The 26,288-nt window shown below is 62.7% G+C and carries 22 protein-coding genes; 9 read left to right on the top strand and 13 right to left on the bottom strand.

The genetic code is table 11. From position 1 onward, the window contains the following. Nucleotides 1-102: 102 nt before the first annotated feature. The 3 genes from HX818_RS15915 to HX818_RS15905 all read left to right on the top strand — a co-directional run bounded on the left by HX818_RS15915 (nucleotide 103) and on the right by HX818_RS15905 (nucleotide 5,081). Nucleotides 103-2,520, top strand: a complete 2,418-nt coding sequence (locus tag HX818_RS15915) for a glucose/quinate/shikimate family membrane-bound PQQ-dependent dehydrogenase (RefSeq protein WP_008438499.1) — start codon at nucleotides 103-105, stop codon at nucleotides 2,518-2,520. A 244-nt stretch (nucleotides 2,521-2,764) separates the two neighbouring features. Beyond that, nucleotides 2,765-3,622 (top strand): 2OG-Fe(II) oxygenase, encoded by an 858-nt coding sequence (locus HX818_RS15910; RefSeq protein ID WP_003210388.1) that lies wholly within the window; start codon nucleotides 2,765-2,767, stop codon nucleotides 3,620-3,622. Between the two features lie 34 nt (nucleotides 3,623-3,656). Beyond that, on the top strand, nucleotides 3,657-5,081 hold the full coding sequence (locus HX818_RS15905; RefSeq protein WP_177020387.1) for a pyridoxal-dependent decarboxylase: 1,425 nt from the start codon (nucleotides 3,657-3,659) through the stop codon (nucleotides 5,079-5,081). A gap of 30 nt (nucleotides 5,082-5,111) precedes the next feature. Here HX818_RS15905 and HX818_RS15900 read toward each other — a convergent pair whose 3' ends face one another. From HX818_RS15900 to HX818_RS15860, 9 genes are all read right to left on the bottom strand, one after another. Continuing rightward, a complete protein-coding gene (locus HX818_RS15900) occupies nucleotides 5,112-7,448 on the bottom strand; it encodes a bifunctional diguanylate cyclase/phosphodiesterase (RefSeq protein ID WP_177020386.1) in 2,337 nt (778 codons plus the stop codon). A 201-nt stretch (nucleotides 7,449-7,649) separates the two neighbouring features. Further along, nucleotides 7,650-8,825, bottom strand: coding sequence for a PotD/PotF family extracellular solute-binding protein (locus tag HX818_RS15895; protein WP_134325784.1), 1,176 nt, complete (start codon nucleotides 8,823-8,825; stop codon nucleotides 7,650-7,652). After that, nucleotides 8,822-9,796 (bottom strand): GTP-binding protein, encoded by a 975-nt coding sequence (locus tag HX818_RS15890; protein ID WP_102368163.1) that lies wholly within the window; start codon nucleotides 9,794-9,796, stop codon nucleotides 8,822-8,824. Before HX818_RS15890 ends, HX818_RS15895 begins: the two co-directional genes overlap by 4 nt. Nucleotides 9,797-9,881: 85 nt before the next feature. Then, nucleotides 9,882-10,175 (bottom strand): hypothetical protein, encoded by a 294-nt coding sequence (locus HX818_RS15885; protein WP_003210398.1) that lies wholly within the window; start codon nucleotides 10,173-10,175, stop codon nucleotides 9,882-9,884. A gap of 13 nt (nucleotides 10,176-10,188) precedes the next feature. Continuing rightward, entirely contained in the window at nucleotides 10,189-10,938 is a 750-nt protein-coding gene (locus HX818_RS15880; RefSeq protein WP_177020385.1) for an SDR family NAD(P)-dependent oxidoreductase, read from the bottom strand. A gap of 161 nt (nucleotides 10,939-11,099) precedes the next feature. After that, nucleotides 11,100-11,861 (bottom strand): SDR family NAD(P)-dependent oxidoreductase, encoded by a 762-nt coding sequence (locus HX818_RS15875; protein WP_003210402.1) that lies wholly within the window; start codon nucleotides 11,859-11,861, stop codon nucleotides 11,100-11,102. Between the two features lie 12 nt (nucleotides 11,862-11,873). Beyond that, nucleotides 11,874-13,214, bottom strand: a complete 1,341-nt coding sequence (locus HX818_RS15870) for an MFS transporter (RefSeq protein ID WP_003210404.1) — start codon at nucleotides 13,212-13,214, stop codon at nucleotides 11,874-11,876. Nucleotides 13,215-13,256: 42 nt separating this feature from the next. Further along, nucleotides 13,257-14,135: a polysaccharide deacetylase gene (locus tag HX818_RS15865; protein WP_003210406.1), complete on the bottom strand. Its 879-nt coding sequence runs from the start codon at nucleotides 14,133-14,135 to the stop codon at nucleotides 13,257-13,259. A gap of 11 nt (nucleotides 14,136-14,146) precedes the next feature. Next, entirely contained in the window at nucleotides 14,147-15,490 is a 1,344-nt protein-coding gene (locus HX818_RS15860) for an amidase (RefSeq protein WP_177020384.1), read from the bottom strand. A 336-nt stretch (nucleotides 15,491-15,826) separates the two neighbouring features. On the opposite strand from HX818_RS15860, the gene HX818_RS15855 reads away from it, so the two are divergent. From HX818_RS15855 to cmoB, 6 genes are all read left to right on the top strand, one after another. Beyond that, nucleotides 15,827-16,816: a GntR family transcriptional regulator gene (locus HX818_RS15855; protein ID WP_003210410.1), complete on the top strand. Its 990-nt coding sequence runs from the start codon at nucleotides 15,827-15,829 to the stop codon at nucleotides 16,814-16,816. Between the two features lie 222 nt (nucleotides 16,817-17,038). Next, nucleotides 17,039-19,459 (top strand): endopeptidase La, encoded by a 2,421-nt coding sequence (lon, locus tag HX818_RS15850; protein WP_003210412.1) that lies wholly within the window; start codon nucleotides 17,039-17,041, stop codon nucleotides 19,457-19,459. A gap of 199 nt (nucleotides 19,460-19,658) precedes the next feature. Further along, nucleotides 19,659-20,051: a protease inhibitor I42 family protein gene (locus HX818_RS15845; protein ID WP_003210413.1), complete on the top strand. Its 393-nt coding sequence runs from the start codon at nucleotides 19,659-19,661 to the stop codon at nucleotides 20,049-20,051. 1 nt (nucleotide 20,052) lies between these two features. Further along, entirely contained in the window at nucleotides 20,053-20,697 is a 645-nt protein-coding gene (locus HX818_RS15840) for a lysoplasmalogenase (protein ID WP_177020383.1), read from the top strand. A 136-nt stretch (nucleotides 20,698-20,833) separates the two neighbouring features. Next, a complete protein-coding gene (cmoA, locus tag HX818_RS15835; protein WP_093201534.1) occupies nucleotides 20,834-21,577 on the top strand; it encodes a carboxy-S-adenosyl-L-methionine synthase CmoA in 744 nt (247 codons plus the stop codon). Further along, nucleotides 21,574-22,530, top strand: coding sequence for a tRNA 5-methoxyuridine(34)/uridine 5-oxyacetic acid(34) synthase CmoB (cmoB, locus tag HX818_RS15830; RefSeq protein ID WP_003210420.1), 957 nt, complete (start codon nucleotides 21,574-21,576; stop codon nucleotides 22,528-22,530). Before cmoA ends, cmoB begins: the two co-directional genes overlap by 4 nt. Nucleotides 22,531-22,643: 113 nt before the next feature. On the opposite strand, the gene tadA is transcribed toward cmoB, so the two are convergent. The 4 genes from tadA to recO all read right to left on the bottom strand — a co-directional run bounded on the left by tadA (nucleotide 22,644) and on the right by recO (nucleotide 26,226). Next, nucleotides 22,644-23,135, bottom strand: a complete 492-nt coding sequence (gene tadA, locus HX818_RS15825; protein WP_003210422.1) for a tRNA adenosine(34) deaminase TadA — start codon at nucleotides 23,133-23,135, stop codon at nucleotides 22,644-22,646. Next, on the bottom strand, nucleotides 23,135-24,514 hold the full coding sequence (locus HX818_RS15820; protein ID WP_087695164.1) for a multicopper oxidase family protein: 1,380 nt from the start codon (nucleotides 24,512-24,514) through the stop codon (nucleotides 23,135-23,137). The genes tadA and HX818_RS15820 overlap by 1 nt, the downstream gene beginning before the upstream one ends. A gap of 226 nt (nucleotides 24,515-24,740) precedes the next feature. Then, complete coding sequence (gene pdxJ, locus HX818_RS15815) at nucleotides 24,741-25,484, bottom strand: pyridoxine 5'-phosphate synthase (RefSeq protein ID WP_063033049.1); 744 nt, start codon at nucleotides 25,482-25,484, stop codon at nucleotides 24,741-24,743. Between the two features lie 52 nt (nucleotides 25,485-25,536). Continuing rightward, nucleotides 25,537-26,226 (bottom strand): DNA repair protein RecO, encoded by a 690-nt coding sequence (gene recO, locus HX818_RS15810; RefSeq protein WP_003210428.1) that lies wholly within the window; start codon nucleotides 26,224-26,226, stop codon nucleotides 25,537-25,539. Nucleotides 26,227-26,288 lie beyond the last annotated feature (62 nt).

Below are 26,288 nucleotides of genomic sequence, written 5' to 3'. Positions count from 1 at the left end.
AATTCTGAAGAAAACGAATTAGCCCTGAACCAAGCCTGCGCCGGAACGTCATCTACAGTGAACTGTGCGCAATCAATTCAAAACGTAACGGAGAACCACACTATGAGCACTGATGGTGCTTCAAGTCCAAGTCGCCTGCTGCCCAGGCTGCTGGGGATCTTGCTGCTGATAATGGGCCTGGCCTTGTTGGCCGGGGGGATCAAGCTGAGCATGCTCGGCGGGTCGCTGTATTACCTGCTGGCCGGTCTCGGCATCACCGTCACAGGCCTGTTGCTGCTGGCAACACGCCGTGCGGCGCTGGGCTTGTACGCACTGGTGCTGTTTGCCAGCACCGTATGGGCGCTGTGGGAAGTCGGCCTGGACTGGTGGCAACTGGTACCGCGCCTGGCCCTGCTGTTTGCCCTCGGCATCGTCATGCTGCTCCCGTGGTTCCGCCGTCCGTTGCTGCGTGGCCAAGCCTCGCCGCTGGGCACTGGCGCGCTGAGCGTCGCGGTCGTACTGGCCGGCGCCGCTGCATTGGCCAGCCAATTCACCGACCCGGGCGCCATGGTCAAGAAAGGCCAGCTGGACCGCGATGCGGTACCGGGCATGGCAAGCACTGCGCCAGCCCAGGCTGATGGTGACTGGAACTCCTATGGCCGTTCAGCCTTCGGTGATCGTTACTCGCCACTCGCACAGATCACTCCGGAAAACGCCCACAAGCTGGTTCCAGCCTGGACCTTCCGTACGGGCGACATCCCTGGCCCAGGCGATCCCGGTGAAACCACCGCGGAAAACACCCCGCTGAAAGTCAACGGCATGCTCTACGTGTGCACGCCCCACAGCCAGGTGATTGCCCTGGACCCGGACACCGGCAAGGAAATCTGGCGTTTCGACCCGAAGATCAGCAGCGAAGGCGCTGCCAACTTCAAGGGTTGGGCGCACATGACCTGCCGTGGCGTGTCGTATCACGATGATGCCGTGTATGCCTCGGAACAGAGCCCGACTGGCAGCGCCAGCCCGGCCGCCGCGCCGAATGCCTGCCCGAAACGCATCTTCGTCCCTACCGCCGACACCCGTCTGATCGCCCTGAACGCCGACACCGGCAAGATGTGCGAAGACTTCGGTGACAAAGGCCAGATCGACTTGCGTGCCAACATCGGCACCTTCGCCCCGGGCGGTTACTACTCCACCTCGCCACCGGCCGTTACCAAGAACCTGGTGGTAATCGGCGGTCACGTGACCGACAACGTCTCCACCGACGAGCCTAGCGGCGTGATCCGTGCGTTCGACGTGCACACCGGCAAGCTGGTGTGGAACTGGGACAGCGGCAACCCGGACGACACCACCCCGTTGGCCGAGGGCAAGACTTACACCCGCAACTCGCCAAACATGTGGTCGATGTTCGCGGTGGACGAAAAACTCGGCATGCTCTACCTGCCGATGGGTAACCAGATGCCCGACCAGTACGGCGGCGACCGGACTCCGGACTCCGAGAAGTACAGCGCCGGCCTGACTGCCCTGGACATCGACAGCGGCCACGTGAAGTGGACCTTCCAGTTCACTCACCATGACCTGTGGGACATGGACGTGGGCGGCCAGCCTTCGCTGATCGACATCAAGACCGCTGACGGCGTGAAGCAAGCGGTGATGGCGTCGACCAAGCAAGGCAGCATCTACGTGATCGACCGCTCGAACGGTCAGCCTGTAGTGCCGATCAATGAAATCCCTGTACCGCAAGGCGCAGTGGCCGGCGATCACACCGCACCGACCCAACCGAAGTCCGACCTGAACTTCATGCCACCGCCCCTCAAGGAGCGCGACATGTGGGGCGTGACGCCATTCGACCAGATGCTGTGCCGGATTGACTTCAAATCCATGCGCTACGACGGTCCGTTCACCCCGCCGTCGCTGCAGGGCTCGATCGTTTACCCAGGTAACTTCGGCGTGTTCGACTGGGGTGGCATTTCCGTCGACCCGGTTCGCCAGATCGCGTTCGTGAACCCAAGCTACATGGCGTTCAAATCGAAACTGATCCCGGCTGCCGATATTGCCAAGCAAGGCCCACGGGTCAGCGAAACCGAAGGCGTGCAGCCAAACAAAGGCGCGCCATACGGCGTGATCCTCGAAGCCATGCTGTCGCCACTGGGCCTGCCGTGCCAGGCGCCGGCGTGGGGTTATGTGGCCGCTGTCGACCTGACCAACCACCAGACCATCTGGATGCACAAGAACGGCACCGTGCGTGACAGCTCGCCGGTTCCGATTCCACTGACCATGGGCGTGCCAAGCCTGGGCGGGACTTTTACCACCGCCGGTGGCGTGTCCTTCCTCAGCGGTACCCTTGACCAGTACCTGCGTGCCTATGACGTGAAAAACGGCAAGCAGTTGTGGGAAGGCCGCCTGCCAGCAGGCGCGCAAACCACACCAATGACCTACACCGGCAAGGACGGCAAGCAGTACGTGCTGGTCATGGCCGGCGGTCATGGTTCCCTGGGCACCAAGCAGGGTGACTATGTGATGGCGTTCAAACTGCCGGATTAAGCAAAACCGGCAGTAAGAAAAAGGCGGCTACCTAAGTGGGTAGCCGCCTTTTTTTATGCGTGAAATAAAGCGATCCGATAGCGCCGATGTATTTAAAAGTTTACTCGGAAAAGTCCTATACCTCCCCAAAAGTCTTTCCCTCAACTTTGGCCCTGCGCCATCCGACGCTCACTGTCGCCAGTAAATCCCCAGCCAAACAAACGTTATCTATATGACGTGCTGTAACTAACATGGAGTTTTCATCATGACGGACCTCAACAGCGTTGAATCAATACCTGCAGTCCCGCATAGCCAGGTGCCCGGGATCCTGGCGCTTGAGCAACTCGACACACTCAGCCTGGAAAAACTTATTCGCGGAGAAATACTTGCCATCCGGGTACCTGACTACGCGAATGAACAAACCAGCGAAGTACTAAATAAACATATCAACGAAACGGCGACGCTCCAGGAATATAACCACGAGACCTATGAGCACGGAAAAGTTGTCCAGCATTTCTATGGTGTCCATCGCTGGGGAACACCGTTCAACTCCACCTACGGCAAGGCCGCAGACAGCTATTCGCAGCAGAAATACTACGCAGACGCCACCCACATGCGCTGCGTGATCGATGACCTCTGTGCCCCGCGCAAACCACCCATCCATCTACTGATGGAGCATATCCGGCAGGTGTGGCCAGAAGGTGCGACAACCGCGGCGTTCCAGGGCCAGCCGATGTTCTGCGGCATTATCCGCGCCATGTTCCCGGAGACAGCCCACCTCTCCGAAACAGTCCCCCATGTCGATTGCCTGCCCTTGTCGATTGCCGAACTGGAACATCAATTCAGCGCGAATATTTACCTCGAAGTACCCCCTTCCGGAGGTGAACTGGTCATTTGGGATACCGAGGCGTTTACCTACGACGAGGTCATCCGTTTCGAAGGGGCGGAACTGCCCGAAGATCGTTTGCAAAAACCGCTGCGCATCCAGCCGCAGAAAAACGAACTGGTGATTATCAATACTCGCCGTCCCCATGCCATTTGCGGTTTCGATTCAGGCAAGCGCATCAGCATCCAGTCGTTTATCGGCTATACCACTGGCCAGCCGTTTTACTTCTGGTGCTAACGCCTTTATTTCTCTTCCTGACGGACACCCTGATATGACACCTGAAGAATTCCGCCGACATGGCCACGCCATGATCGACCTGATTGCAGACTATCGACAAAACATCGAGCAACGCGGTGTGCAACCCACCACGGCCCCGGGAGAAATCAGGTCCGCATTGCCGGCCAGCCCGCCTGAGACAGCCGAACCGTTCGAACAGATCATGGGCGACGTCGAAACACTGATCATGCCCGGTCTGTTGCATTGGCAGCATCCAAGCTTCTTCGGGTTCTTCCCGTCGAATGTGGAACTGTCCTCCGTCCTCGGCGATTGCTTGAGTACCGGCCTGGGCGTGGTGGGATTGTCGTGGCAATCGAGCCCGGCCCTGACTGAAATAGAGGAAGTCACCACCGATTGGCTGCGCGACATGATCGGCCTGAGCGCCAACTGGAGCGGAGTGATCCAGGACTCGGCCTCGACCTCCACCCTCGTGGCGCTGATCAGCGCCCGCGAACGCAGCTCCCACTACGCGCTGATGCACGATGGCCTGCAAAACAGCGGCGCCCCCTTGATCGTCTACACCTCGGCCCACGCCCATAGTTCAGTGAACAAGGCCGCGATCCTGGCGGGGTTCGGCCAGAACAATATCCGTACCGTGGCAACCGACGAACACAATGCAATGTCACCGCATGCATTGGAGCGGGCAATCGAACAAGACCTGGCTGCCGGGAACAGACCCTGTGTGGTGATTGCGACCACCGGCACAACGGCAGCCATGGCCATCGATCCCCTGGAAGCCATCGGCGCCCTGACGCAACGCCACGGCCTGTGGTTGCATGTCGACTCAGCCATGGCCGGGGCCGCGATGATCCTCCCGGAATGCCGCGCGCTGTGGCACGGCATCGAGAACGCCGACTCGCTGGTCCTCAACCCTCACAAATGGCTGGGGGCGGCGTTTGATTGCTCGGTGTACTTTGTACGCGACCCCGAGCACTTGATTCGCATCATGACCACCAACCCCAGCTATCTACAGTCCAAGGCTGACGGCCAGGTCAGGAACTACCGCGACTGGCGGATCTCCCTGGGCAGCCGGTTCCGCGCGCTGAAGCTGTGGTTCCTGATCCGCGAGCAAGGCGTCAGCGGCCTGCAGGCCCGGCTGCGGCGTGACCTGGCGAATGCCCGCTGGCTGGCAGAACAGATTGAAGGCAGCAAACACTGGAAACTGGTGGCCGCCGTCGCCCTGCAAACCTTGTGCATTCGCCACGAGCCACCAGGCCTTGATGGTGAGGCGCTGGATACCTACACCCGGGCCTGGGCGGAAAAGCTCAACCATTCAGGCAGCGCCTACGTCACCCCCGCCGTGCTCGACGAGCGCTGGATGGTACGCGTGTCCATTGGCGCGCTGGGGACGGAGCGCCACCACGTCGAAGGCTTGTGGGAACGGTTGCAAAGCCTGGTCGATGCAACGGTGGAACACTGAAAGACCGGCGTCGGTGCAGCCACCGACGCCCTAGACCGGCACGCGCTCGCGGCGCATCCACATCTCAAACGCCATGGCATTCAACGGCCGGCTGATCAGATAGCCCTGGGCCGTGTCGCACTTCCAGAGCTTGAGCAGCTTGAGGCTGGGCTCGAACTCCACCCCTTCGGCCACCACCTTGAGCCCCAGGTTGTGGCTCATTTCGATGGTCGAGCGCACGATCACGCCGTCGCCGGAAGTGCTGTCGAGGTTGCGCACAAACGACTGGTCGATCTTCAATTCCTGCACCGGCAGGCGTTGCAGTTGCGCCAGGGATGAATAGCCGGTGCCGAAGTCATCCACCGACAGGCTGATGCCACAAGCGCGCAGTTGCTCCAGCACGCTGAGGGCCTGGGCCGGGTTGTGCATGATCGCGCTTTCGGTGATTTCGAAAATCAGTTGCCGGGCCGATACCCGGTAGTGCGCCAGCAACTCGGTCACCCGCGGGGCCAGGCCGTCATCGGCCAGGTCATCCACCGAGATGTTCACCGACAACTGCACCTCCAACCCGCGCACCGCCCACTCGGCCAGTTGGCGAATGGCTTCTTCGATCACCCACTGGGTCAGGCTGCCCATGCTGCCGGTGCGCTCGGCCAGGGGAATGAACTCGGCCGGCGACACCAGGCCCAGGGTCGGGTGCTGCCAGCGCAACAGCGCTTCGGCCTGGCGCACATGGCCATGGTGCAGGTCGAGCTTGGGCTGGTAACACAGGTACAACTCGCCCTCAGTCGGCGCCCGGCGCAGGTCACGAATCAGGCTGATCTGGCGTTGATGGGCGAGGTCGCGGTCCTGCTGGTAGATCTGTAAGTAACCCGGGAACGCTGCCGCATCGTGGCGGGCAATCGCGGCGCGGCTGATCAGCTCTTCAACCTGCTGGCCGTCGGCCGGGTAGGCGGCGATGCCGATGCTCACTTCGTGGCGCAATTCATCACCACCAATGCGCTGGGGTTCGGTGAGCAGCCCATACAAGCGGTCAGCCAGGGCCACCGCGCGGTCGATCGCGGTGTTTTCCAGCAGCAGCAAAAACTCGCTGCCGGTGATGCGCGCGGCGGTGTCGCTGGCCGACAGGCTCGACAGCAGGCAGCGGCTGGCTTCGCGGAGCATTTCTTCCACGCCTTCCGGGCCGTAGCCTTCGTTGATCACCCGGTAGTTTTCAATCCCCAGGTACAGCAACACCACCGGCCGGCCAGCGCTGATGGCGCTGCCCAGGCGCTCCATGGCCAGCGCGCGGTTAGGCAGGCCGGTGAGCGGGTCGTGCAAGGCGTTGTGGGCCAGTTGTCGCTCGCGTACCGCAATCCCGTTTTGCATGGCGTTGAAGGCCTGGGCCAGCAGGCCGAACTCATCGTGGCTGCGCACCTGTACCGGTGTGCGATAGTCACCGGCCCCGATGCGTTCGGCCGCCTGCACCAACGCATTGAGTGGGCGTGAAACCCGCCGCGCCAGAAACAACGCACCCGCGAGCGACACCAGCAGCACCACCAGGGCGATCGCGAGAAATTGCCGGTCCAGCGGCGCGAAGGATTCAAGGGCGTGGTCCAGCGGGCTTTGCAGCAGCACCCGGACCTCGCCACCGTCTGCCGTGTTGCCCAACGGCAGCACCTGGCTGAGATAGCGCTGGCCGTGGAACAGGTTCAATTGCGCCACCGGAGTGATGTACGCGCCCTGCAGGTCGCCGGCAATCGACGCCTGTAGCGCCTCGGGCTGAGTACTGAACAATTCGCCGGGCTGACCATGCTGCGCGCTGATGAACGACACTTCCAGGTTGCTCATGGAGCGCAATTCACTGGCAAAGATTTCGTCCATCGGAAAGCCCATGGCGACACGGGCGATCGGCGCGGGGTCGACGACTTCCTGTTGCACCAGCAGGAAAGGCCGGCCATCCAGGGCCACGATCAACATTTGCAGGCCGCTGCGCCGGGCCTGGCGCAAGGCATCGTTATAGGGAAAGGCCTGGCCGGACGTCAGCGCCGGTAACGTGCTGACCATCACGCGGCCGTCGAGCCCCAGCACAAATACCTCGCTGGAACTCAGGCCGGTGCCATGCCGGCGCAGGGTCGCGAGAATCGCGTCGGGCTCGCCATCGGCGACAGCCTGGCGAAACGGCAGGTCCGCCGTCAGCCAGTTCAAGCCGTATTGCAGGCGCCGGCCACGCAGGTCGAGCAGGCGTTCGAACACCTGGCTGCCGGTTTCCAGCTGCACCTGGGCCTGGTTTTCCACGGCGCGATTGGTGGCGGTCTTCACCGCGAAATACACCGCCGCCACGACCACCAGCAACAGCAGCGCCAGCACCCCGGCAATCCGGGTTTGAAACGTATGGCGCCACCTCATTCTGTTGCCCTCTGGCAGCGCCTGCCCCCTCCAGCCGAAACGTCCCTTCGTCATACGCGTCCCTCGCGATAGCTGAACCGGCGTCAAATAAATATCCTTTTTACAGGGATATTTGAATTATCCAGATTAGCTGCGCAAGAGAAGAAGTGCACCCAATAAATACGGGAGTTTATATGTCATTAATTTGGCGACAGGGTGCCGTTACGACGTTCGCGCCCGCATGAAGTCCCCCCAACGCCGCACGAGATAGTTGTGCTCATCCATCACCGAGTTCCACACCGCGATATGCCCCATGCGCTGTTCATAGGAACCGCCGTCGCGCACGTCACCCACATCGATCAGCGGCAAGCCATCGCTGCCCAACAGCTCTTCCCGGGCGGGCAGCCCGGCGTACCAGTAGTCCCATTCGGCACTGCTCAGGTGATCACGGCTGCGAGCCGGGTTGCCGATGTAATAACCCTGGCGCGCCATCACCGCACCCGGCCAGCCGGACAGCCACCAGTTGAGGTAGGCATAGGCCGCATCCAGCACCGGGCCCTTGGCATGGCGCGACAGCGACAACCCGCCGAACCAGGCGCGATAGCCTTCACGGGGCACCGCCAGGCGGTATTTGACCCCGGCCCGATGCAGGCGCATCAGGGTCGGTGACCACAGGCTCTGGATATCGATGCTCGGGCTGAGCATCAGTTGCGCGGCTTCCTCGTCATCGGACCAGAACGCCGCGAAGTGGCCTTCCTTCTGTTTACGCACCAGGATATCGGCCAGTACATCGATCTCTTCGATGCTCATGTTGCCGATGTCCTTGAAGCTCGCGAGGCCCGCGCCTTGCACGGCCAGCGCCGCGTCGAGGGCGCCGATGGCGGCGTCGCTCTGCAACGCAGTGCGTGCGCCCCAGGCCGGGTCCAGCAACCAGCCCCAACTCTCGTTGGCGCGGTTGAACCCTTCGGGCAAGCGCTCGGGGCGGTAGGCAAAACTGTCGGCGTTGTGGGTCAGGGGCAGCATGCTGATGCGTTCGGTGACGGTGCTGCCGAGGCTGCCGTCGTGCTGCACGAAGAGGCGCTCGCTGGGCACACTGCCGCTGCCCAGACGGTCGTTGGCGGACAAGCGTCCGCGCTTGGGCAGGTCGTTGATCTCGTGCCACAGCGCGATGCGCCGGGTGTCGATCGGCTGGATCGCCCGCGCCGGCCACACGAAATCGACGTTGTGAAACCACTGGTCGTAGAGGTCGTAGCTGTCAGGTTGCATCACCGCAATGCGCTGGGCCTGCTCGACATCATGCACCTGGTACACCAGGCGAATGCCCAGCTCTTTTTCCGCTCGCACACGCAAGGTTTCGAGCAAGGTCACCGAGGTGCCGAGGACGCGAAGCGTGATCATGCGGCGAACCTTCTGGAGAACACTTCAAAGGAGCGCCGCAGCAGAGCCGGGTCGAGCCCGCGCAGGATAAACACCAGGCGCGATTGCCGATCGGTCCCCGGCCAGGCAGGCAGGTGAACCGGGGCATGCAGGCAATGCTGCACGCCATGAATGACGATGGGAGCGTTACTGGCGTTCACGTTGAGCAGTCCTTTGACGCGAAGAATACGTTCGCCGTGGCATCTTAACAGCATCGATAACCAGACCCCGAAACCGACCCAATCCAGCGGCTGATCGAAGGTCAGGCAACAGACTTGCGCAGCGCCGTGGTTGGCGGCGGTGGTTTGATGGAGTTTCCAGCGGCGGACTTCTGCAACGGGCTCGGCACTGCGCAGGCCTTCGCCAAGCAGCAGTTGTTCACCGCTGTCGATATCGCAGGTATTGAGGATCGGCGTACCGGCGTTCAGTGCCTGCAAGTGCAAGCGCAACGGGCCACAGTCTTCGACGAGGTCGGTCTTGCTCAACAGCAGGCGATCGGCAGCGGCCACTTGCGCCAGCCATTCCGGGTGCAGGCGCTCTTGCAAAGCGGCGTGGCTGGCGTCCACCAGCGTCACCACCAGGCCGATATGAAAGCGCCCGCGCAGTTGCACGTCGTTGTTCAAGGTCGCGAGGATTGGCGCCGGGTCGGCCAGGCCGGTGGTTTCCAGGATCACCCGCTTGAAAGCCGGAATCTCACCCCGCTCACGACGCTGCAACAGGCCGAGCAAGGCGTCTTTCAACTCGCCGCGAATCGAACAGCACACGCAGCCGCTGGGCAGCAGCACCGTGTCCGGCGCGACTTCCTCCACCAGCAGGTGGTCGATGCCGACGTCGCCGAACTCATTGATCAGCAACGCCGTGTCGCCCAGGCTTTCACCTTGCAGCAGGCGCTTGAGCAAGGTGGTCTTGCCGCTGCCGAGGAAGCCGGTGATGACGTTTAGCGCGATGCTCATAGTTCTACCTCAATGATGCCCCTGCAGGAGTCCGGCTTGCCGGCGATGGCGATATCAAGGACGCCATCGCCGACAAGCCGGGCTCCTACAGTTCCAGATGATCGAGCAGGCGCGGGTCCAACGGGTCCAGCGGTCGACCGAGCATGGTCTCTGCCGCCTGCCACAGTTGATCCAGGCCGCTGGCCAGTTCCTGTTTGCCGGTGGCGCCCAGCAGCAGATAGGACGCGCCCTGGAAGTCTTCGACCTTGAGCCGGAACACCGCCAGCACCTGGTTGATCGCCGCGATTCGGCGCAGACGTTCGCGTCGGCGCGGCAATTCATCGCCCAAGGGATCGCTCCAGTGCAGGTCTTCGCCCAACAGGCCGCAAAGTCCGCACATGCTTAATACCCGCTCATGGCATGACGTCGCCGGAGTTCGGGCCAAGGGTCTGGCCGACGAACAGATTGCCGCCCGGCTCGCTGGCCAGCAGCACGGCAGTCGGCGCGACTTCGTCCGCCAGGCCGAAACGACCCAGGGGCAACTCGGCGGCCTTGGCGCGTTTCCAGGTGTCGCTGATGCCGCCTACCAATGGCGTTTCGATGGGCCCGGGTGCGATGGCGTTGACCAGTACGTTGTCCTTGGCCACTTCCAGGGCCAGGGATTTAGTGAAGCCGATCACGCCGGCCTTGGCCGCCGCATAGTGCGTCAACTCGGCGCCGCCCTTGATCCCCAGTTGCGAGGCGACGTTGATGATCCGGCCCCAGCGCTGGGCGATCATGTGAGGCAAGGCGCGCTGGCTGGCGACGAACACGCTGGTGAGGTCGACGCGCAGCATGTCGTTCCACATGTCCAGGGTCAGGTCGACGCAACGGGCCTGGGTCAGCATGCCGGCGTTGTTGACCAGGATGTCGATGCCGCCGTAGTGGGTGACGCAGGCATCGACGCTGGCCCGGGCGCCGTCGACGGTGCCGACATCGGCCACGCACTCGAGGACTTCGGCGCCGAGGTTGCGGCAGGTGATGGCGGTTTCGGCGAGGGTGGCGGCATCGCGGTCGGCCAGCAACAGGCGCGCGCCTTCGACGGCGTAGGCACGGGCGATGGCGGCGCCGATGCCGCTGCCGGCACCGGTGATCACGGCACGGCGGTTAGCGAGTTGGGGCATGGTGAACTCCTGAAATAATCAAACGGCGAACGCGGTCAAAAATGTGGGAGCGGGCTTGCTCGCGAAAGCGGAGTGCCAGCCAATACATGCGGAACTGATCCACCGCATTCGCGAGCAAGCCCGCTCCCACATTTGGAGCGAGTCCGGCTTAAAACTGGGGGTTAGTCCGGCCAGCGCACGGTCAAGCCACCATCAATCACAATGCTCTGCCCGGTCAGGTAGCTCGACTCCTCACTGGTCAAAAACCGCACCAGGGACGCCACTTCATCCGCCCGCCCGACTCGGCCCAGCGGAATCGCCCGCGCGGCTTTCGCCAGCCCTTCCGGGCCGAGGGAGTTCTTCGCGTCCAGCGACTGGGGCGTCTCGATCAACCCCGGAATCACCGCGTTGCAACGAATCCCCAACGGCGCCAATTCCACCGCCAGCGACCGACACAACCCCGGCACGCCGGCCTTGGCCGCCGCATAGTGCGCGTGCTCCTGCCAGCCATACACGCCACCGGCAATCGACGAAATCGCCACCAGCGCACCGCCTTCATGCATGTGCCGGGTTGCCGCCCGGAAGGTGCGCATCACCCCGGTCAGGTCGACGTTGAGCATCTCGTTCCATAGCTCGTCGGTCATTTCCAGCAGTGGCGCACGGCGTAACAAACCGGCGTTGGCCACCGCGTAATCGAGGCGACCGAAGTGCTGGACCGCCTGCGCCGCCAGGTTATCCACAGAGGTTGTATCGCCCACGTCCAGCGGCAACATCAGGCATTCACCGCCCGCCTCTTCCACCAGCGCAACCGTGTGATGCGGGTCATGGGGATCGGCCGGGTAATACCCACCCACCACCGCCACGCCGCTGCGGGCGTACGCCACCGCGAGGGCCTGGCCGATGCCGCTGGCGGCACCGGTAATCAATGCAACTTTACGACTCATCGAATCAACTCCTTACTGGACGGTTTCCGGACGCACATGGCGCGCGGCAAACATCAACGCACCGGAGAGGAAGCACGGCACTGCGCCAAACCACAGCGCAGCGGTCTGCCAGTCACTCCCGGCCGACAACACCTGGGTCGCGCCGAACCCGGCAACCACCGCACCAATCGGCCCCATGGCATGGATGATCGCGCCGCCGGTGGCACGGATGCTGGTGGGGAAACTTTCACTGATGAAAAACAGCGCCGCCGAGTACGGCCCGATCAGGAAGAACAGGCCCAGGCTGTACAGCCCCACCACCATCGCCATGTTGCTCGGGCCAAACAGCATCCCGGCAAACGACAGCCCGCCGAGCATCCAGCCCAGGCCGATGACATTGCGCCGGCCGATCTTGTCGCCCATCCAGCCGTGGCTGAGGTAGCCGCAGTAGCCCACCAGGTTCGACAGCACGAGGATGATCAGCGAGTTCTCGAACGAGATGTGGTGCACGCTGACGATCACCGACGTACCCAGCACGCTGAACACCTGGATCGCCGCCCAGTTGAGCAGCAGCGCCGCACCGATCACCAGGGTTGCACGGCGGGCCGGGCCACGGAATGCGGCCTTGAGGCCGGCCTTGCTGTGTTCGTCATAGTCCACGCCGTAGGTCACAGCGACGTTTTGCGCCTCTTTCACCGCGCCGCTTTTACGCAGCTCGCTGATGCGCTGGTGAATCTGGAACTGCGGGCTTTCCTTGAGCTTGCGCGCCATGACCGCGATGACAATCGCCGGGATCGCCGCAAACACGAAGCACCCCTGCCAGCCAATCACCGGCAGCAACAGCGCGGTCAAACCCGCCGCGATCAACGCGCCCACCGGCCAGCCGCCCTGCACCAGGCTGTAGATAAAGCCGCGACGCTTGGCCAGTTTTGGATCATCGGAAGCTGCGTACAGTTCGCTCAAGTAAGTCGCGTTGACGGTTTCCTCGGCATAACCCAGGCCGCCCAGCGAACGGATCAGGATCAGCGACGACTTGCCCCACGCACCACCAATGGCGGTGAGCGCCGAGCAGATCGCCGAACCGGCCACGGTGAAAATAATCCCTTTGCGCCGACCCAGTTTGTCCACGATCGGACCGATGGCCAGCGCGACCACGGCGGTGCCTACCGCCACCCATGTCGCAATCTCCGCTTGCTCCACTTCACCCCAGTTAAAGTGCCGCCCGATTTCCGGCAGCAAGGTGCCGAAAAGGATGAAGTCATACACCGCAAACACCCAGGCAAAAAACGCGATCCAGGTGGCGAAACGCACTTCCTTGGGCGTCAGTTGCCGGGGTTTCCAGCCAGTCAGATCAAGCTTGTTGTAGATAGACATGAATCGCGCCTCGGGAGGTTGGCCAGGGTTTAGGTACGGGTGTCAGGTACGTGGTTGGCGGCGGATAAAGTCATCGGCGATTTCGTCGAAGGTGACGAAGCGCACGCCGGCATGGCTCTGGATGTGTTCGATCAGCCGCTCAAGCATCAGCAGCACTTGCGGGCGCCCGGACACGTCGGGGTGGATGGTCATGGTGAACACCGCGTGTTCGTGCTCGCGGTAGACCCAGTCGAACTGGTCGCGCCACATTTCTTCGAGGTGACGCGGGTTGACGAAGCCATGGCTGTTCGGGGCTTTCTTGATGAACATCATCGGCGGCAGGTCGTCTAGGTACCAGTTGGCCGGGATCTCCACCAGGTCGGTTTCTTCGCCGCGCACAAGGGGTTTCATCCAGGTGTCGGGGTGCTGGCTGTAGTCGATCTTGGTCCAGGTGTCGCCCTTGCGCACGTAGTACGGGTGGAAGTCGTTGTGCATCAGGCTGTGGTCGTACTTGATGCCTTTTTTCAGCAGCAGTTCGTTGGTGACCTTGCTGAATTCCCACCACGGCGCGACGTAGCCGGTGGGGCGTTTGCCGGTGACCTGGGTGATCAGTTCGATGGACTTGTCGAGGACGATTTCTTCCTGCTCGGCCGTCATCGCAATCGGGTTTTCGTGGCTGTAGCCGTGCACACCGATTTCGTGACCGGCGTCGGCCACCGCCTTCATCTGCTCGGGGAAGGTTTCCATCGAGTGGCCGGGAATAAACCAGGTGGTGCGCAGGCCGTAGCGCTCGAACAATTTGAGCAGGCGTGGCGCACCGATTTCACCGGCGAACAGGCCGCGGGAAATGTCGTCCGGGGAATCTTCGCCGCCATAGGAACCGAGCCAGCCGGCGACCGCGTCGACGTCGACGCCAAATGCACAGAGGATGTCTTTAGCCATGATGTGTCTCCTTAAAAAGTGAGTGCGGTTTCTACTGACAGCGCGGCCCGAAGCAGGCGCGCGTCTTCGCCGCTGGGGGCGCTGAGCAACAGGCCGGTGGGCAGGCCCAGGGCATCACGGCCGCTGGGCAGGCTGACGCCGGGCATGTCCAGCAGGCTGCCGGGCATGGTCAGGCGCAGGGTGGCGAGGTTGGTGCTGACGAACAGTTCAAAGTCGACTTCCAACGGCGCCAGGGCCGGGGCCACATGGGCCACGGTGGGGGTGATGAGGATCGCGCCGTCGAGTTCGTCGACAAGCTGCTGTTGCAGGCGGCGACGGGCGTCGTACAGCGCCAGCAGTTGGCTGGCCGGCAGTGTGCGGGCCGCTTCAAGGCGACGGCGAACGCGGGGGTCGAGTTGCTCGGCATCAGGGCTGTCGAGCAGGGCTTCGTGGAGGGCGAAGGCTTCGAAGGCGCCGAGCCAGCCCTGGTGCAGGATCAGGTCGAGGGTGGCCTGGAAGGTCTTCGAGGGGCGCACGTCAATCAGCGCGCCATCTGCCTTCAATCGGTCCACACAACGTTGCAGGTTATCGCGCACCGCAGGTTCAACCCGTGCGTCTTCCAGCACACTTTGCTCGACCCAGAACCGCTGGCCATTGAGGCTGCGGGGCGGGCGTGGTGGGCGCTGGTCGCGACCATTGAGCAGGTCGTCGATGGCCAGTGCATCGCGCACGCTGCGGGTCAGCGGGCCGAGGCTGTCGAGGGTGTGAGCCAGCGGAAAAACGCCGTCGCGGCTGTAGCGCCGGCAACTGCTGCGATAACCGACCACGCCATTCAGCGCAGCCGGAATACGGATGGAGCCGGCGGTGTCGGTACCCATGGCGATCGGCACGATGCCGGCTGCCACGGCGACCGCCGAGCCCGACGACGAGCCGCCGGGAATCCGCGGTTGATCGACGCTGGCCGGGTTGTGCGGCGTGCCGAAATGCGGGTTCAGGCCCAGGCCGGAATAGGCCAGCTCGCTGAGGTTGGTCTTGCCGACGCTGACCATTCCGGCGCGGCACAACAGGCCCACACTTGGCGCGTCCAGCAAGGCGGCCGGCGCATTACGGCGATAGGCCGCGCCCGCCGTGGTAATGCTGCCGGCCACATCGAACAGATCTTTCCAGGCCAGTGGCACCCCGTCGAACACGCTCAACGGCTGGCCGGCACGCCAACGGGCGGCCGACGCTTCGGCCTCACGGCGAGCGCGCTCGGCGGTCAGGGAGATGAACACGCCGGGGGCCATGCTCGCGTGGGCAATTGCCTGTTCCAGGACCTGCACCGGGTCGCTGCGACCGCTGGCGAAATCCTCGGCCATTGAAGTGGCGTCTGACATGGGAACGACCTTTAAAAAATGTACATATTAATAAAATGTACATTTTACAAAGGCAGCTTTCGTGCCAGTCTTGTGGACAGCTCGGTTGCCACACCTGGCACTTTGGAGCAGATCCACGGGCTAGATGGGTTTCAGGCATTAAAAGAAATATCGGCTGGTGTTTAAGGCTCGCCAGGAATGAAATAATGTATCTTTTATTAATAAATACATTTTGGTGCAGAAAAGTAACATCAACCCTCTGAAGGCCCCAAAAAAGTGCCACCGACGTGGCGCAGAGTGACAGGCGCAACTATGAGAGAATCCCCGGCCACCGACCCGTTTGCTCCAGAGAGCCCGATGAAAGCAGTGTCAGCCTCGGCTTCCCGTTACGCGATGATTCACCAGGTTCTGCGCGACGCCATCACCCACGGCACCGCCCGCCATGGCCTGGTGTTGCTGGAAGCGCCGCTGGCCGAATTGTTCGGCACCAGCCGGGTGCCGGTGCGCAAGGCGCTGAACCTGTTGCATGACGAAGGACTGATCTGCCGCTTTGATGGCCGGGGTTACCTGATCAACCCCGACGGCCTGGACATGGAGCCGCTGCGCTTGCCCCTGAGCCATGCGCACCTGGGCCTCAACGGTGAAGATGAGTTGGTGGACACCCGGCCACTGGGGGAGCGCATCGTCGAGGAAATCGGCGCAGCGCTCTCGACCTGTATCGCCTTCGGGCATTATCGCCTCGATGAACAGGCCGCCGCCGAGCACTACAACGTCAGCCGCGCGGTGGTGCGTGAAGCGCTGATGCGCCTGCGGGACCGTGGCCTGGTGGAAAAGGAACCCTATTCCCAATGGCTGGCCGGGCCACTGACTGCCCGGGAAGTCACCGAAGACTACGAACTGCGCGCCTGCCTGGAGCCCGAAGCCCTGCGCCAGAGCGCGCCGAACCTCGACCGCGACCTGCTGCACGCCATGTTGCAGCGCGTGCTCGATGCGCAAAACAGCGCCCATTGCAGCCTGGAAGAAATCGAGCAGATCGAGGAAGACCTGCACCAGCACTGCCTCGCCGGCCTGCAAAATCGCAAGATCGCCGCGCTGATTCGCCAGGGGCAAAGCCCGATGATCATCAGCCGGATTTTCTACCGGCTGCTGGGCATCGGTGCCGATCCGGCGATGCTGGCCGAGCACCGTCTGATCCTTGAGCTGTTGCTGCATGGCGCCTTCGACGCCGCCGCACTGAACCTGCGCGAGCACCTGCAACGGGCCCGGCAGCGGATGTTGCAGCGTTTGAAGGTGCTGTCGGTGCTGCCTGAACAACCTTTACCGGCCTACTTGCACAAACTCAGCTGACGAAATGCAATCGAAAATGTGGGAGCGGGCTTGCTCGCGAAGGCGGCGCATCAGTCACAGATGCATCGACTGACAGACCGCCTTCGCGAGCAAGCCCGCTCCCACATTTGTTCAGCGGTGCTTTTGAAAATAGTGTGCAATATGTTGCTATCTCACCCCACCCATTGAAACCACTGCCGACCCGCCCCATCTAACTTGCATACTTCCTTATGCAGGTGCCCCATGAGCGACCAGCAAGAATTCCCGGACATCGACCTCAACGACTACGCCGACCCGGAAAACGCTGAACACACTTCCGCCAACACTGGCTTGGCCCTCCCAGGGCAAAACCTGCCCGACAAGGTCTACATCATCCCGATCCACAACCGGCCTTTCTTCCCGGCGCAAGTGTTGCCGGTGATCGTCAATGAAGAGCCGTGGGCCGAAACCCTGGAGCTGGTGAGCAAGTCCGACCACCACTCCCTTGCCCTGTTCTTCATGGAAACCCCGCCCGAAGATCCGCGCCACTTCGACACCTCCAGCCTGCCGCTATACGGCACCCTGGTGAAGGTGCACCACGCCAGCCGCGAAAACGGCAAGCTGCAATTCGTCGCCCAGGGCCTGACCCGCGTGCGGATCAAGACCTGGCTCAAGCACCACCGCCCACCGTACCTGGTGGAAGTCGAATACCCGCACCAGCCGACCCAGCCGACCGACGAGGTCAAGGCCTACGGCATGGCGCTGATCAATGCGATCAAGGAACTGCTGCCGCTCAACCCGCTGTACAGCGAAGAACTGAAGAACTACCTCAACCGCTTCAGCCCCAACGATCCGTCGCCGCTGACCGACTTCGCCGCCGCCCTCACCTCGGCCACCGGCACTGAACTGCAGCAAGTGCTGGACTGCGTGCCCATGCTCAAGCGCATGGAAAAAGTCCTGCCGATGCTGCGCAAGGAAGTCGAAGTCGCGCGCCTGCAAAAAGAAATCTCCGCCGAAGTGAACCGCAAGATCGGCGAACACCAGCGCGAGTTCTTCCTCAAGGAACAACTCAAGGTCATCCAGCAAGAGCTGGGGCTGACCAAGGACGATCGCAGCGCCGACGTCGAGCAATTCGAACAGCGCCTGGTGGACAAGGTCCTGCCGACCCAGGCGCAGAAACGCATCAGCGAAGAAATGAACAAGCTGTCGATCCTGGAAACCGGTTCGCCGGAGTACGCGGTCACCCGCAACTACCTGGACTGGGCCACCTCGGTGCCGTGGGGCGTGTATGGCGAGGACAAACTTGACCTCAAGCACGCCCGCAAAGTGCTCGACAAACACCACGCCGGCCTGGATGACATCAAGAGTCGCATCCTCGAGTTCCTCGCCGTGGGCGCCTATAAGGGCGAAGTCGCCGGTTCCATCGTGCTGCTGGTGGGCCCGCCGGGCGTGGGCAAGACCAGTGTCGGCAAATCGATTGCCGAATCCCTCGGCCGGCCGTTCTACCGCTTCAGCGTCGGCGGCATGCGCGACGAGGCCGAGATCAAGGGCCATCGCCGCACCTACATCGGTGCGATGCCGGGCAAGCTCGTGCAAGCCCTCAAAGATGTGGAAGTGATGAACCCGGTGATCATGCTCGACGAGATCGACAAGATGGGCCAGAGCTACCAGGGCGACCCGGCCTCGGCCCTGCTCGAAACCCTCGACCCGGAACAGAACGTCGAATTCCTCGACCACTACCTGGACCTGCGCCTGGACCTGTCCAAAGTGCTGTTCGTGTGCACCGCCAACACCCTGGATTCGATCCCCGGCCCGTTGCTGGACCGGATGGAAGTGATTCGCCTGTCGGGCTACATCACCGAAGAAAAGGTCGCGATTGCCAAGCGTCATCTGTGGCCAAAGCAGCTGGAAAAAGCCGGCGTGTCGAAAAACAGCCTGTCCATCAGCGACGGCGCCCTGCGCGCCCTGATCGATGGTTACGCTCGCGAAGCCGGGGTGCGTCAGTTGGAGAAACAGCTGGGCAAACTGGTGCGCAAGGCGGTGGTCAAGCTGCTGGATGAGCCGGACTCGGTGATCAAGATCGGCAACAAGGACCTGGAAGCCTCCCTGGGCATGCCGGTGTTCCGTAACGAGCAAGTGCTGTCGGGCACCGGTGTGATCACCGGCCTGGCCTGGACCAGCATGGGCGGCGCGACCCTGCCGATCGAGGCGACGCGCATCCACACGCTGAACCGTGGCTTCAAGCTCACCGGGCAACTGGGTGAAGTGATGAAGGAGTCGGCCGAGATTGCCTACAGCTACATCAGCTCGAACCTGAAGTCGTTTGGCGGTGACCCGAAGTTCTTCGATGAAGCCTTCGTGCACCTGCACGTGCCGGAAGGCGCCACACCGAAAGACGGCCCGAGCGCGGGCGTGACCATGGCCAGTGCGCTGCTGTCGCTGGCGCGTAACCAGCCGCCGAAAAAAGGCGTGGCGATGACCGGTGAACTGACGCTGACCGGGCATGTGCTGCCGATTGGCGGGGTGCGCGAGAAGGTGATTGCGGCGCGGCGCCAGAAGATTCACGAGTTGATCTTGCCGGAGCCTAACCGGGGGAGCTTTGAAGAGCTGCCGGAGTACCTGAAGGAAGGGATGACGGTGCACTTTGCCAAGCGCTTTGCGGATGTGGCGAAGGTGTTGTTCTGATAGTTATGTAGCGCCTGAGCTGGCCTCTTCGCGAGCAAGCCCGCTCCCACACTTGACCGAGTCCATGCTTTGGAATGCGGTCGAATGTGGGAGCGGGCTTGCTCGCGAAGAGGCCGGTGCAGCCAACACAACGCCATCTGTCACACCTTGTCTCATCTTCGGTTATGCTCGCCCTTCGTCGCCAAACAACGGAGCCCCCATGACCGCTGCCCGTCTGCTTCTCCCCCTGAGCCTTTGCCTGCTCGCCGCCTGCGCCAGTGCGCCGAAGCAAAACGTCACCGTGGAAAAACAGAGCGCCTGCCCGCTGCAACTCAAGACCGGGCAAAACCTGATCCTGACCCTGCCCAGCAATCCCACCACCGGTTACCGCTGGGCCATCCAGGACTCGGCCGGCGGCGTGCTGCGCAGCCTGAGCCCCGAGGTCTACAGCAACACCGACGACACCGGCGTGGTCGGCAGTGGCGGCCAATCCACCTGGCGCTTCCAGGCCTTCAACGCCGGCCAGGGCCGTTTGCGCCTCACCTCACAACAACCCTGGGAGCCGGAAGCAGAACCGGCCGAAACCTTCGACTGCGCCATTACGGTGAACTGATATGCCATGGATGATCCTTGCGTTGATGGGGGCGGTAACCTTTATCTACGGCCTGAGCACCCACGCCACCCTGCTCTGCCTGTTGGTAAAGCCATTGCCGGTACTGGCGCTGCTGGGCTGGCTGCATGATGCGCCGCCCACTGACTATCGACGCTGGATCAGCCTGGGGCTGATTTTTTCCCTGGTGGGCGACGTGCTGCTGGCCTGGCCCGGCGACCTGTTCATCTTCGGCCTCGGTGCGTTTTTGTTCGCACACCTGGCGTACCTGAAAGCCTACTTGAGCGACTGCCGCCGCCCGGCGATTTTGCCGCTGGTACTGGCGCTGGTGGTGGGCGCGATCTTGCTGAGCATTCTGATTTCCCATGGCCTGGGCCCATTGCTGGTGCCGGTGGTGGTGTATGCGCTGGTGATCAGCGCGATGCTGTGGCGAGCGCTTGCGCGGTTGGGCAGCGGCGCGCCCAAGCGCTCGGCATACCTGGCGGCCGCAGGTGCGGTGTCGTTCGTGTTTTCCGACACGCTGATCGGGATCAATCGGTTTGTGGTGGCGTTTGAAGCGGCGCCGTATTTGCTGATTGTCAGCTACTGGCTGGGGCAGTGGGGCATTACGGCCTCTTCCTTTCCTCAGAAAAAAACCGTCAACCTGTAGGACCTGGCTTGCCAGCGAAAAAACCCACAGTTGCCGCGTTCATCCAGAAAGTCCGCGTCATCGTTAACGAACATCGCCGGCAAGCCAGCTCCTACGCTAAAATGCCCGGCTTTCCCCCTTCGTCGCCGGAACAGCCGTGAGCAAAGAACCCGATCGCCTATTCGCCCAGCCCCTGCCCCAGGTGCCGGACTTCGCCTTCAACGAAGACGTGGTGCGGGTTTTCCCGGACATGATCAAGCGCTCGGTGCCCGGCTACCCGACCATCGTCGAAAACCTCGGCGTACTCGCGGCGCAGTTTGCCCAGCCCAATAGCGTGCTCTACGACCTCGGCTCATCCCTCGGCGCGGTGACCCAGGCCCTGCGCCGTCACGTGCGCACCGACGGTTGCCGGGTGATCGCGGTGGATAACTCGGCGGCGATGGTCGAGCGTTGCCGCGAATACCTCAACGGCCAGGACTCGATGTTCCAGGAGTTGCTGCCGGTGGAGGTGATCGAGGGCGATATCCTCGCCCTGCAATTCCAGCCGGCTTCGGTGGTCGCGCTGAACTTCACCCTGCAATTTATCGCCCCCGAACAACGCCTGGCCTTGCTCTCGCGCATTCGCCAATCGCTGCTGCCGGGCGGCGCGCTGATCCTTTCGGAAAAGCTGCGCTTCAATGACCCGGAAGAACATGCGCTGCTCACCGATTTGCACATCGCCTTCAAGCGTGCCAACGGCTACAGCGAACTGGAAATCGCCCAGAAGCGCAGCGCCATCGAAAACGTCATGAAGCCCGACAGCCTCGAAGAACACCGCGAACGCCTGCTGGCGGCCGGGTTCTCGAAAGTCGTGCCGTGGTTCCAGTGTCTTAACTTTGCTTCGTTGATTGCCTTGCCATGATTGATCTGTCTCCCCTCGCCCGCCACCTGGTCGGCACTCCCCTGGCCGTATGGGCCCAGGGCCTGCAAGCGCAACTCGATGCAAAGATGGAAAAAGGCCATGGCGACCTGGAACGCTGGCAGAGCGCGCTGGATGCGCTGCCGAAGATCATGCCCAGTGAAATCGACCTGCTGAACGGCCTGGTGCTGGATACCGATTGCGACGACGACACCCGTGCGCAAATGCGTACTGCGCTGATGGGCCTTTGCCCGTGGCGCAAGGGGCCGTTCGATCTTTTCGGCGTGCACGTGGACACCGAATGGCGCTCGGACTGGAAGTGGTCACGGGTCGCGCCGCACCTGGACCTCAAGGGCAAACGCATCCTCGATGTGGGCTGCGGCAACGGCTATTACATGTGGCGCATGCTCGGCGCCGGCGCCGACAGTGTGATTGGCGTCGACCCGAACTGGTTGTTCTTCTGCCAGTTCCAGGCGGTGCAGCGTTATCTGCCGACGCCCAAGGCCTGGCACCTGCCGTTCCCGTTTGAAGACCTGCCGTCGAACATGGAAGGCTTCGACACGGTATTTTCCATGGGCGTGTTCTACCATCGCCGCTCGCCCATCGAGCATTTGCTGGCGCTGAAGGATTGCCTGGTCAAGGGTGGGGAGCTGGTGCTGGAGACGCTGGTGGTTGAAGGCGATCAGCAGCAGGTGCTGGTGCCGGAAGACCGCTACGCGCAGATGCGCAACGTTTGGTTCCTGCCGTCGGTGCCGGCGCTGATGCTGTGGCTGCGACGTGCGGGCTTCAGTGAGGTGCGCTGTGTGGACGTGAGCGTGACCACGGTCGAGGAACAGCGCGGCACGGAGTGGATGAAGTATCAGTCCCTCAGCGACTTCCTGGACCCTGAAGATCACAGCAAGACCATCGAAGGGCTGCCGGCGCCGATGCGGGCGGTGATTGTCGCGAAGAAATAAGACTGCTGTTATGGCGAGGGAGGTTGCTCCCGCTGGAGTGCGCAGCGCTCCCCAGATTGTGGGGCCGCTATGCAGCCCAGCGGGAGCAAGCTCCCTCGCCACAGGGCATCGTGTCAGCCTTTGGCTCTTCGCGCCTTGAAGAACTCGCTCAACACCGTCCCGCACTCCTCGGCCAACACCCCGCCTTCATACAGCACCCGATGGTTGAGAAAGCCCTGGGTAAAAAACTGCCCCTGGCTTTGCACAATCCCGGCTTTCGGCTCCAGCGCGCCGTACACCACCCGGGCAATCCGTGAATGCACGATCAGCCCGGCGCACATGCTGCACGGCTCCAGCGTGACGTAGAGCGTGCTGCCCGGCAGCCGGTAATTGCTGACGGCCTGAGCAGCGGCCCGAATCGCGACCATCTCGGCATGCGCACTGGGGTCGTTGCCGCTGATGGGGCAGTTGAAGCCGCGCCCGATCACTTCGCCATCCTGCACCAGCACCGCGCCCACCGGCACTTCGCCCAGCGCGGCCCCCTGGGCAGCCAGGGCCAGCGCTTCACGCATGAAGTCCTGGTCGCGGCTGCGGTCGATAATCGCCGTGGGGCGAAACTGACGCATCACGCCACCTCGATGGCGGCCATCAGGCCGGTTTCCATGTGGTCGATCACATGGCAGTGGAACATCCAGACACCCGGGTTATCCGCCACCAGCGCCACGCGGGCACGCTCGTTCTTGCCCAGCAGGTAGGTGTCGGTGAAGTACGGAATCACCTTGTGGCGGTTCGAGGCGATCACCTTGAAACTCATGCCGTGCAGGTGGATCGGGTGTTGGTACTGGGTCATGTTCTTCAATTCGAAAATGTAGCTCTTGCCCTTTGCAAGCTTGGCAATCGGGCGGTCGGCGCAGGTCTTGTCGGTGATGTCCCAGGCCTGGCCGTTGATCTGCCACAGGCTCGGTGGCTTATTGTCCACGTTCACCGAGACCGATCCAACCCATTCGAAATTGAAGTTGAGTTTCTCGGCATTGGCCAGGTCCGGCTCGGCAATCGGGTTCGCCGGCAACGCAGGCGGCCATTCGGTCGCCGTGTCGGTGCTGGCCACCGAGCGGAAGGTGCCCAGGCGTACCGGGCCGTTGCGGATCGACAACTCTTCACCGGCGGGCGGCGCCTTGATCGCCAGGCAGATGCGCATGCCAGGGCCGAGCCAGTATTCCTTGCCCAGCGGGCGCGGTTCGATGGGGTTGCCGTCCAGGGCATAGATCTGCGCTTCAACGTCGGGGATGTTGATGCGATAGGTCAGGGTGTTATCGAGGTTGAGCAGGCGCACACGGGTGATCTGCCCGGCCGGCAAATCAATCACCGCCTGGGACACGCCATTGATGGTCGACAGGCGTCCGGCGGTGCCGCCCCGGGCCGCTTCGCGGGGAATGCTGAAGGCGACAAAGGCGCCCTCTTCGTCCACGTGCCAGCTTTTCAGGCTCAAGGTGCGTTCGTGCTTGAAACCGGTGGGTTCGCGCTCCTCGATGATCAGCGGGCCCACCAGGCCACGGCCCAGTTCTTCGCTGCTGTTCACGTGGGGGTGATACCAATAGCTGCCGGCATCGGGCACGCGGAATTTGTAGTCGAAGTATTCGCCCGGCAGTACCGGCAGTTGCGAGACATACGGCACGCCGTCCATTTCCAGCGGCAGGCGAATGCCATGCCAGTGGATGGTAGTGGCGACCGGCAGGTGGTTGATAAAGCGTACCCGCAGCCATTCACCCTGGCGCACTCGCAACTCGGTGCCCGGCGCCGAAGGGCCGAAGGCCCAGGCCTGGGTCTTGTGCCCCGGCACCAGCTCCACGTCGAGCGGCGCGGCGATCAGCTCGTAATCGTGCCCCGCCTCGGCCTCGGCCACCTTCCCGAGCCAGTAGCGATAGGCGCCACCGGCACCGACGCCCACCACCGCGAGACCGGCAAGACCACCCAGGATTTGTCGACGGGAAAACGATTGGGACACAACAACCTCACGTATCTGCCGCGGGTCCGAGACCCGCAAAGGGCAGATACCATACACCGGCATCACCTAAACAGTAAGGGTTCGCATTGCCACATGTGGGAGCGGGCTTGGTGTGGGAGCTGGCTTGCCTGCGATGGCATCACCTCGGTGCAACTGAAATACCGAGGTGACGCCATCGCGGGCAAGCCCGGCTCCCACACAAGTCATACATTGGATCTTCGTTACTTCAGGCCTTGGCGGCGGCCAGAATCAAGGCCTTCATCTCGGCGACGGCGCCTTTGAAGCCGACGAACAGCGCGTGCGCCACCAGCGCATGGCCGATGTTCAGCTCGTTGATGCCCTTGATCGCAGCCACGGCTTCGACGTTATGGTAGTGCAGGCCGTGGCCGGCGTTGACGATCAGGCCTTCGCCCAGGCCGCAGTTGACGCCGTCGATGATGCGCTGTAATTCGTCGGCAACTTCGGTCGGCGTGGTCGCGTCGGCATAACGGCCGGTGTGCAGTTCGATGGCCGGGGCACCGACACGGCGCGAAGCTTCGATCTGGCGCTCGTCGGCATCAATGAACAGCGAGACTTCACTGCCGATCTTCGACAGGCGCTCCACGGCAGCCTTGATCCGCGCTTCCTGGCCAGCCACATCGAGGCCGCCTTCGGTGGTCAGTTCCTGGCGGGTTTCCGGCACCAGGCAGATATGCGCCGGGCGGATGCGCTCGGCGAACGCCATCATCTCCTCGGTGACGCCCATTTCGAAGTTCATGCGGGTTTGCAGCACGTCCTTGAGCAGCAGCACGTCGCGCTCCTGGATGTGGCGGCGGTCTTCGCGCAGGTGAACGGTGATGCCGTCGGCGCCCGCTTCTTCGGCGTCCAGCGCGGCCTTGACCGGGTCCGGGTAACGGGTGCCCCGGGCCTGGCGCAGGGTGGCAACGTGGTCGATGTTCACGCCGAGAAGAATGCGATTGCTGGTGGTCACGAAAAGCGCTCCTGAAGAGGGAAGGAATCGCTGCACAGCATACACGGGGATGTCAGGGCTTTCGAAACAACTCGCGGCTGACCAGTGGCCGACCGCCCAGATGCACGGCCAGGGCTTGGCGCATCAGGCGCTTGGCGGCGGACAGGGCGCCGGGGGCGGTCCAGTCGGCTTCGCTCATGGCGAGCAATTCGGTGCCCTGGAACAGGCCGGGTTGCAGCAGGTAGACCCGCTCCAGGCCTGCGTCCACTTGCAGGCGGTACATGCCGTCGGCGGCGATGGGCTCGCCGTGCAGGTCGTTGCTCAGTTCGAAGCCGTAGCCCAAGTCATCCAGCAGGCGCCATTCGAATGCGCGCAGCAGCGGTTCCAGGGGACGGCCTTCGGCGAGGGCGAGCAAGGTGGCGGCATAATGATCGAAGACGCCGGGGTGCGGGTCTTCGGCGGGGAGCAGGCGGATCAGCAATTCGTTGAGGTAGAGGCCGCTGAACAGCGCCTCACCGTTGAGCCAGTTGGAGGCGCCGGCAGCTTCCATGCGGCCGACGTTCTTCAACTCGCCGCGTCCACGAAACTCCACTTCCAGGGCCACGAAGGGCCGCGCCAGGGTGCCGGCCTTGCCGCGTGCACTGCGCAAGACCGCGCGCAGGCGGCCTTGGGGCGTGAGGAAGTCCACCAGGGCGCTGGTCTCGCGGTAGGCGCGGCTGTGCAAGACGTAGGCGGGTTGGCCGGTGGGTGGGGTTTGAGACATGGGGTTCTCGCTGCGGGAACACGGTCTGGAAAACAACGACTATCCAATGTGGGAGCGGGCTT

This window comes from Pseudomonas sp. F9001, from assembly GCF_013385435.1.
Lineage (GTDB): Bacteria > Pseudomonadota > Gammaproteobacteria > Pseudomonadales > Pseudomonadaceae > Aquipseudomonas.
Note: the sequence above shows the minus strand (reverse complement) of the source record. Positions and strands in the feature narration are given on the sequence as shown.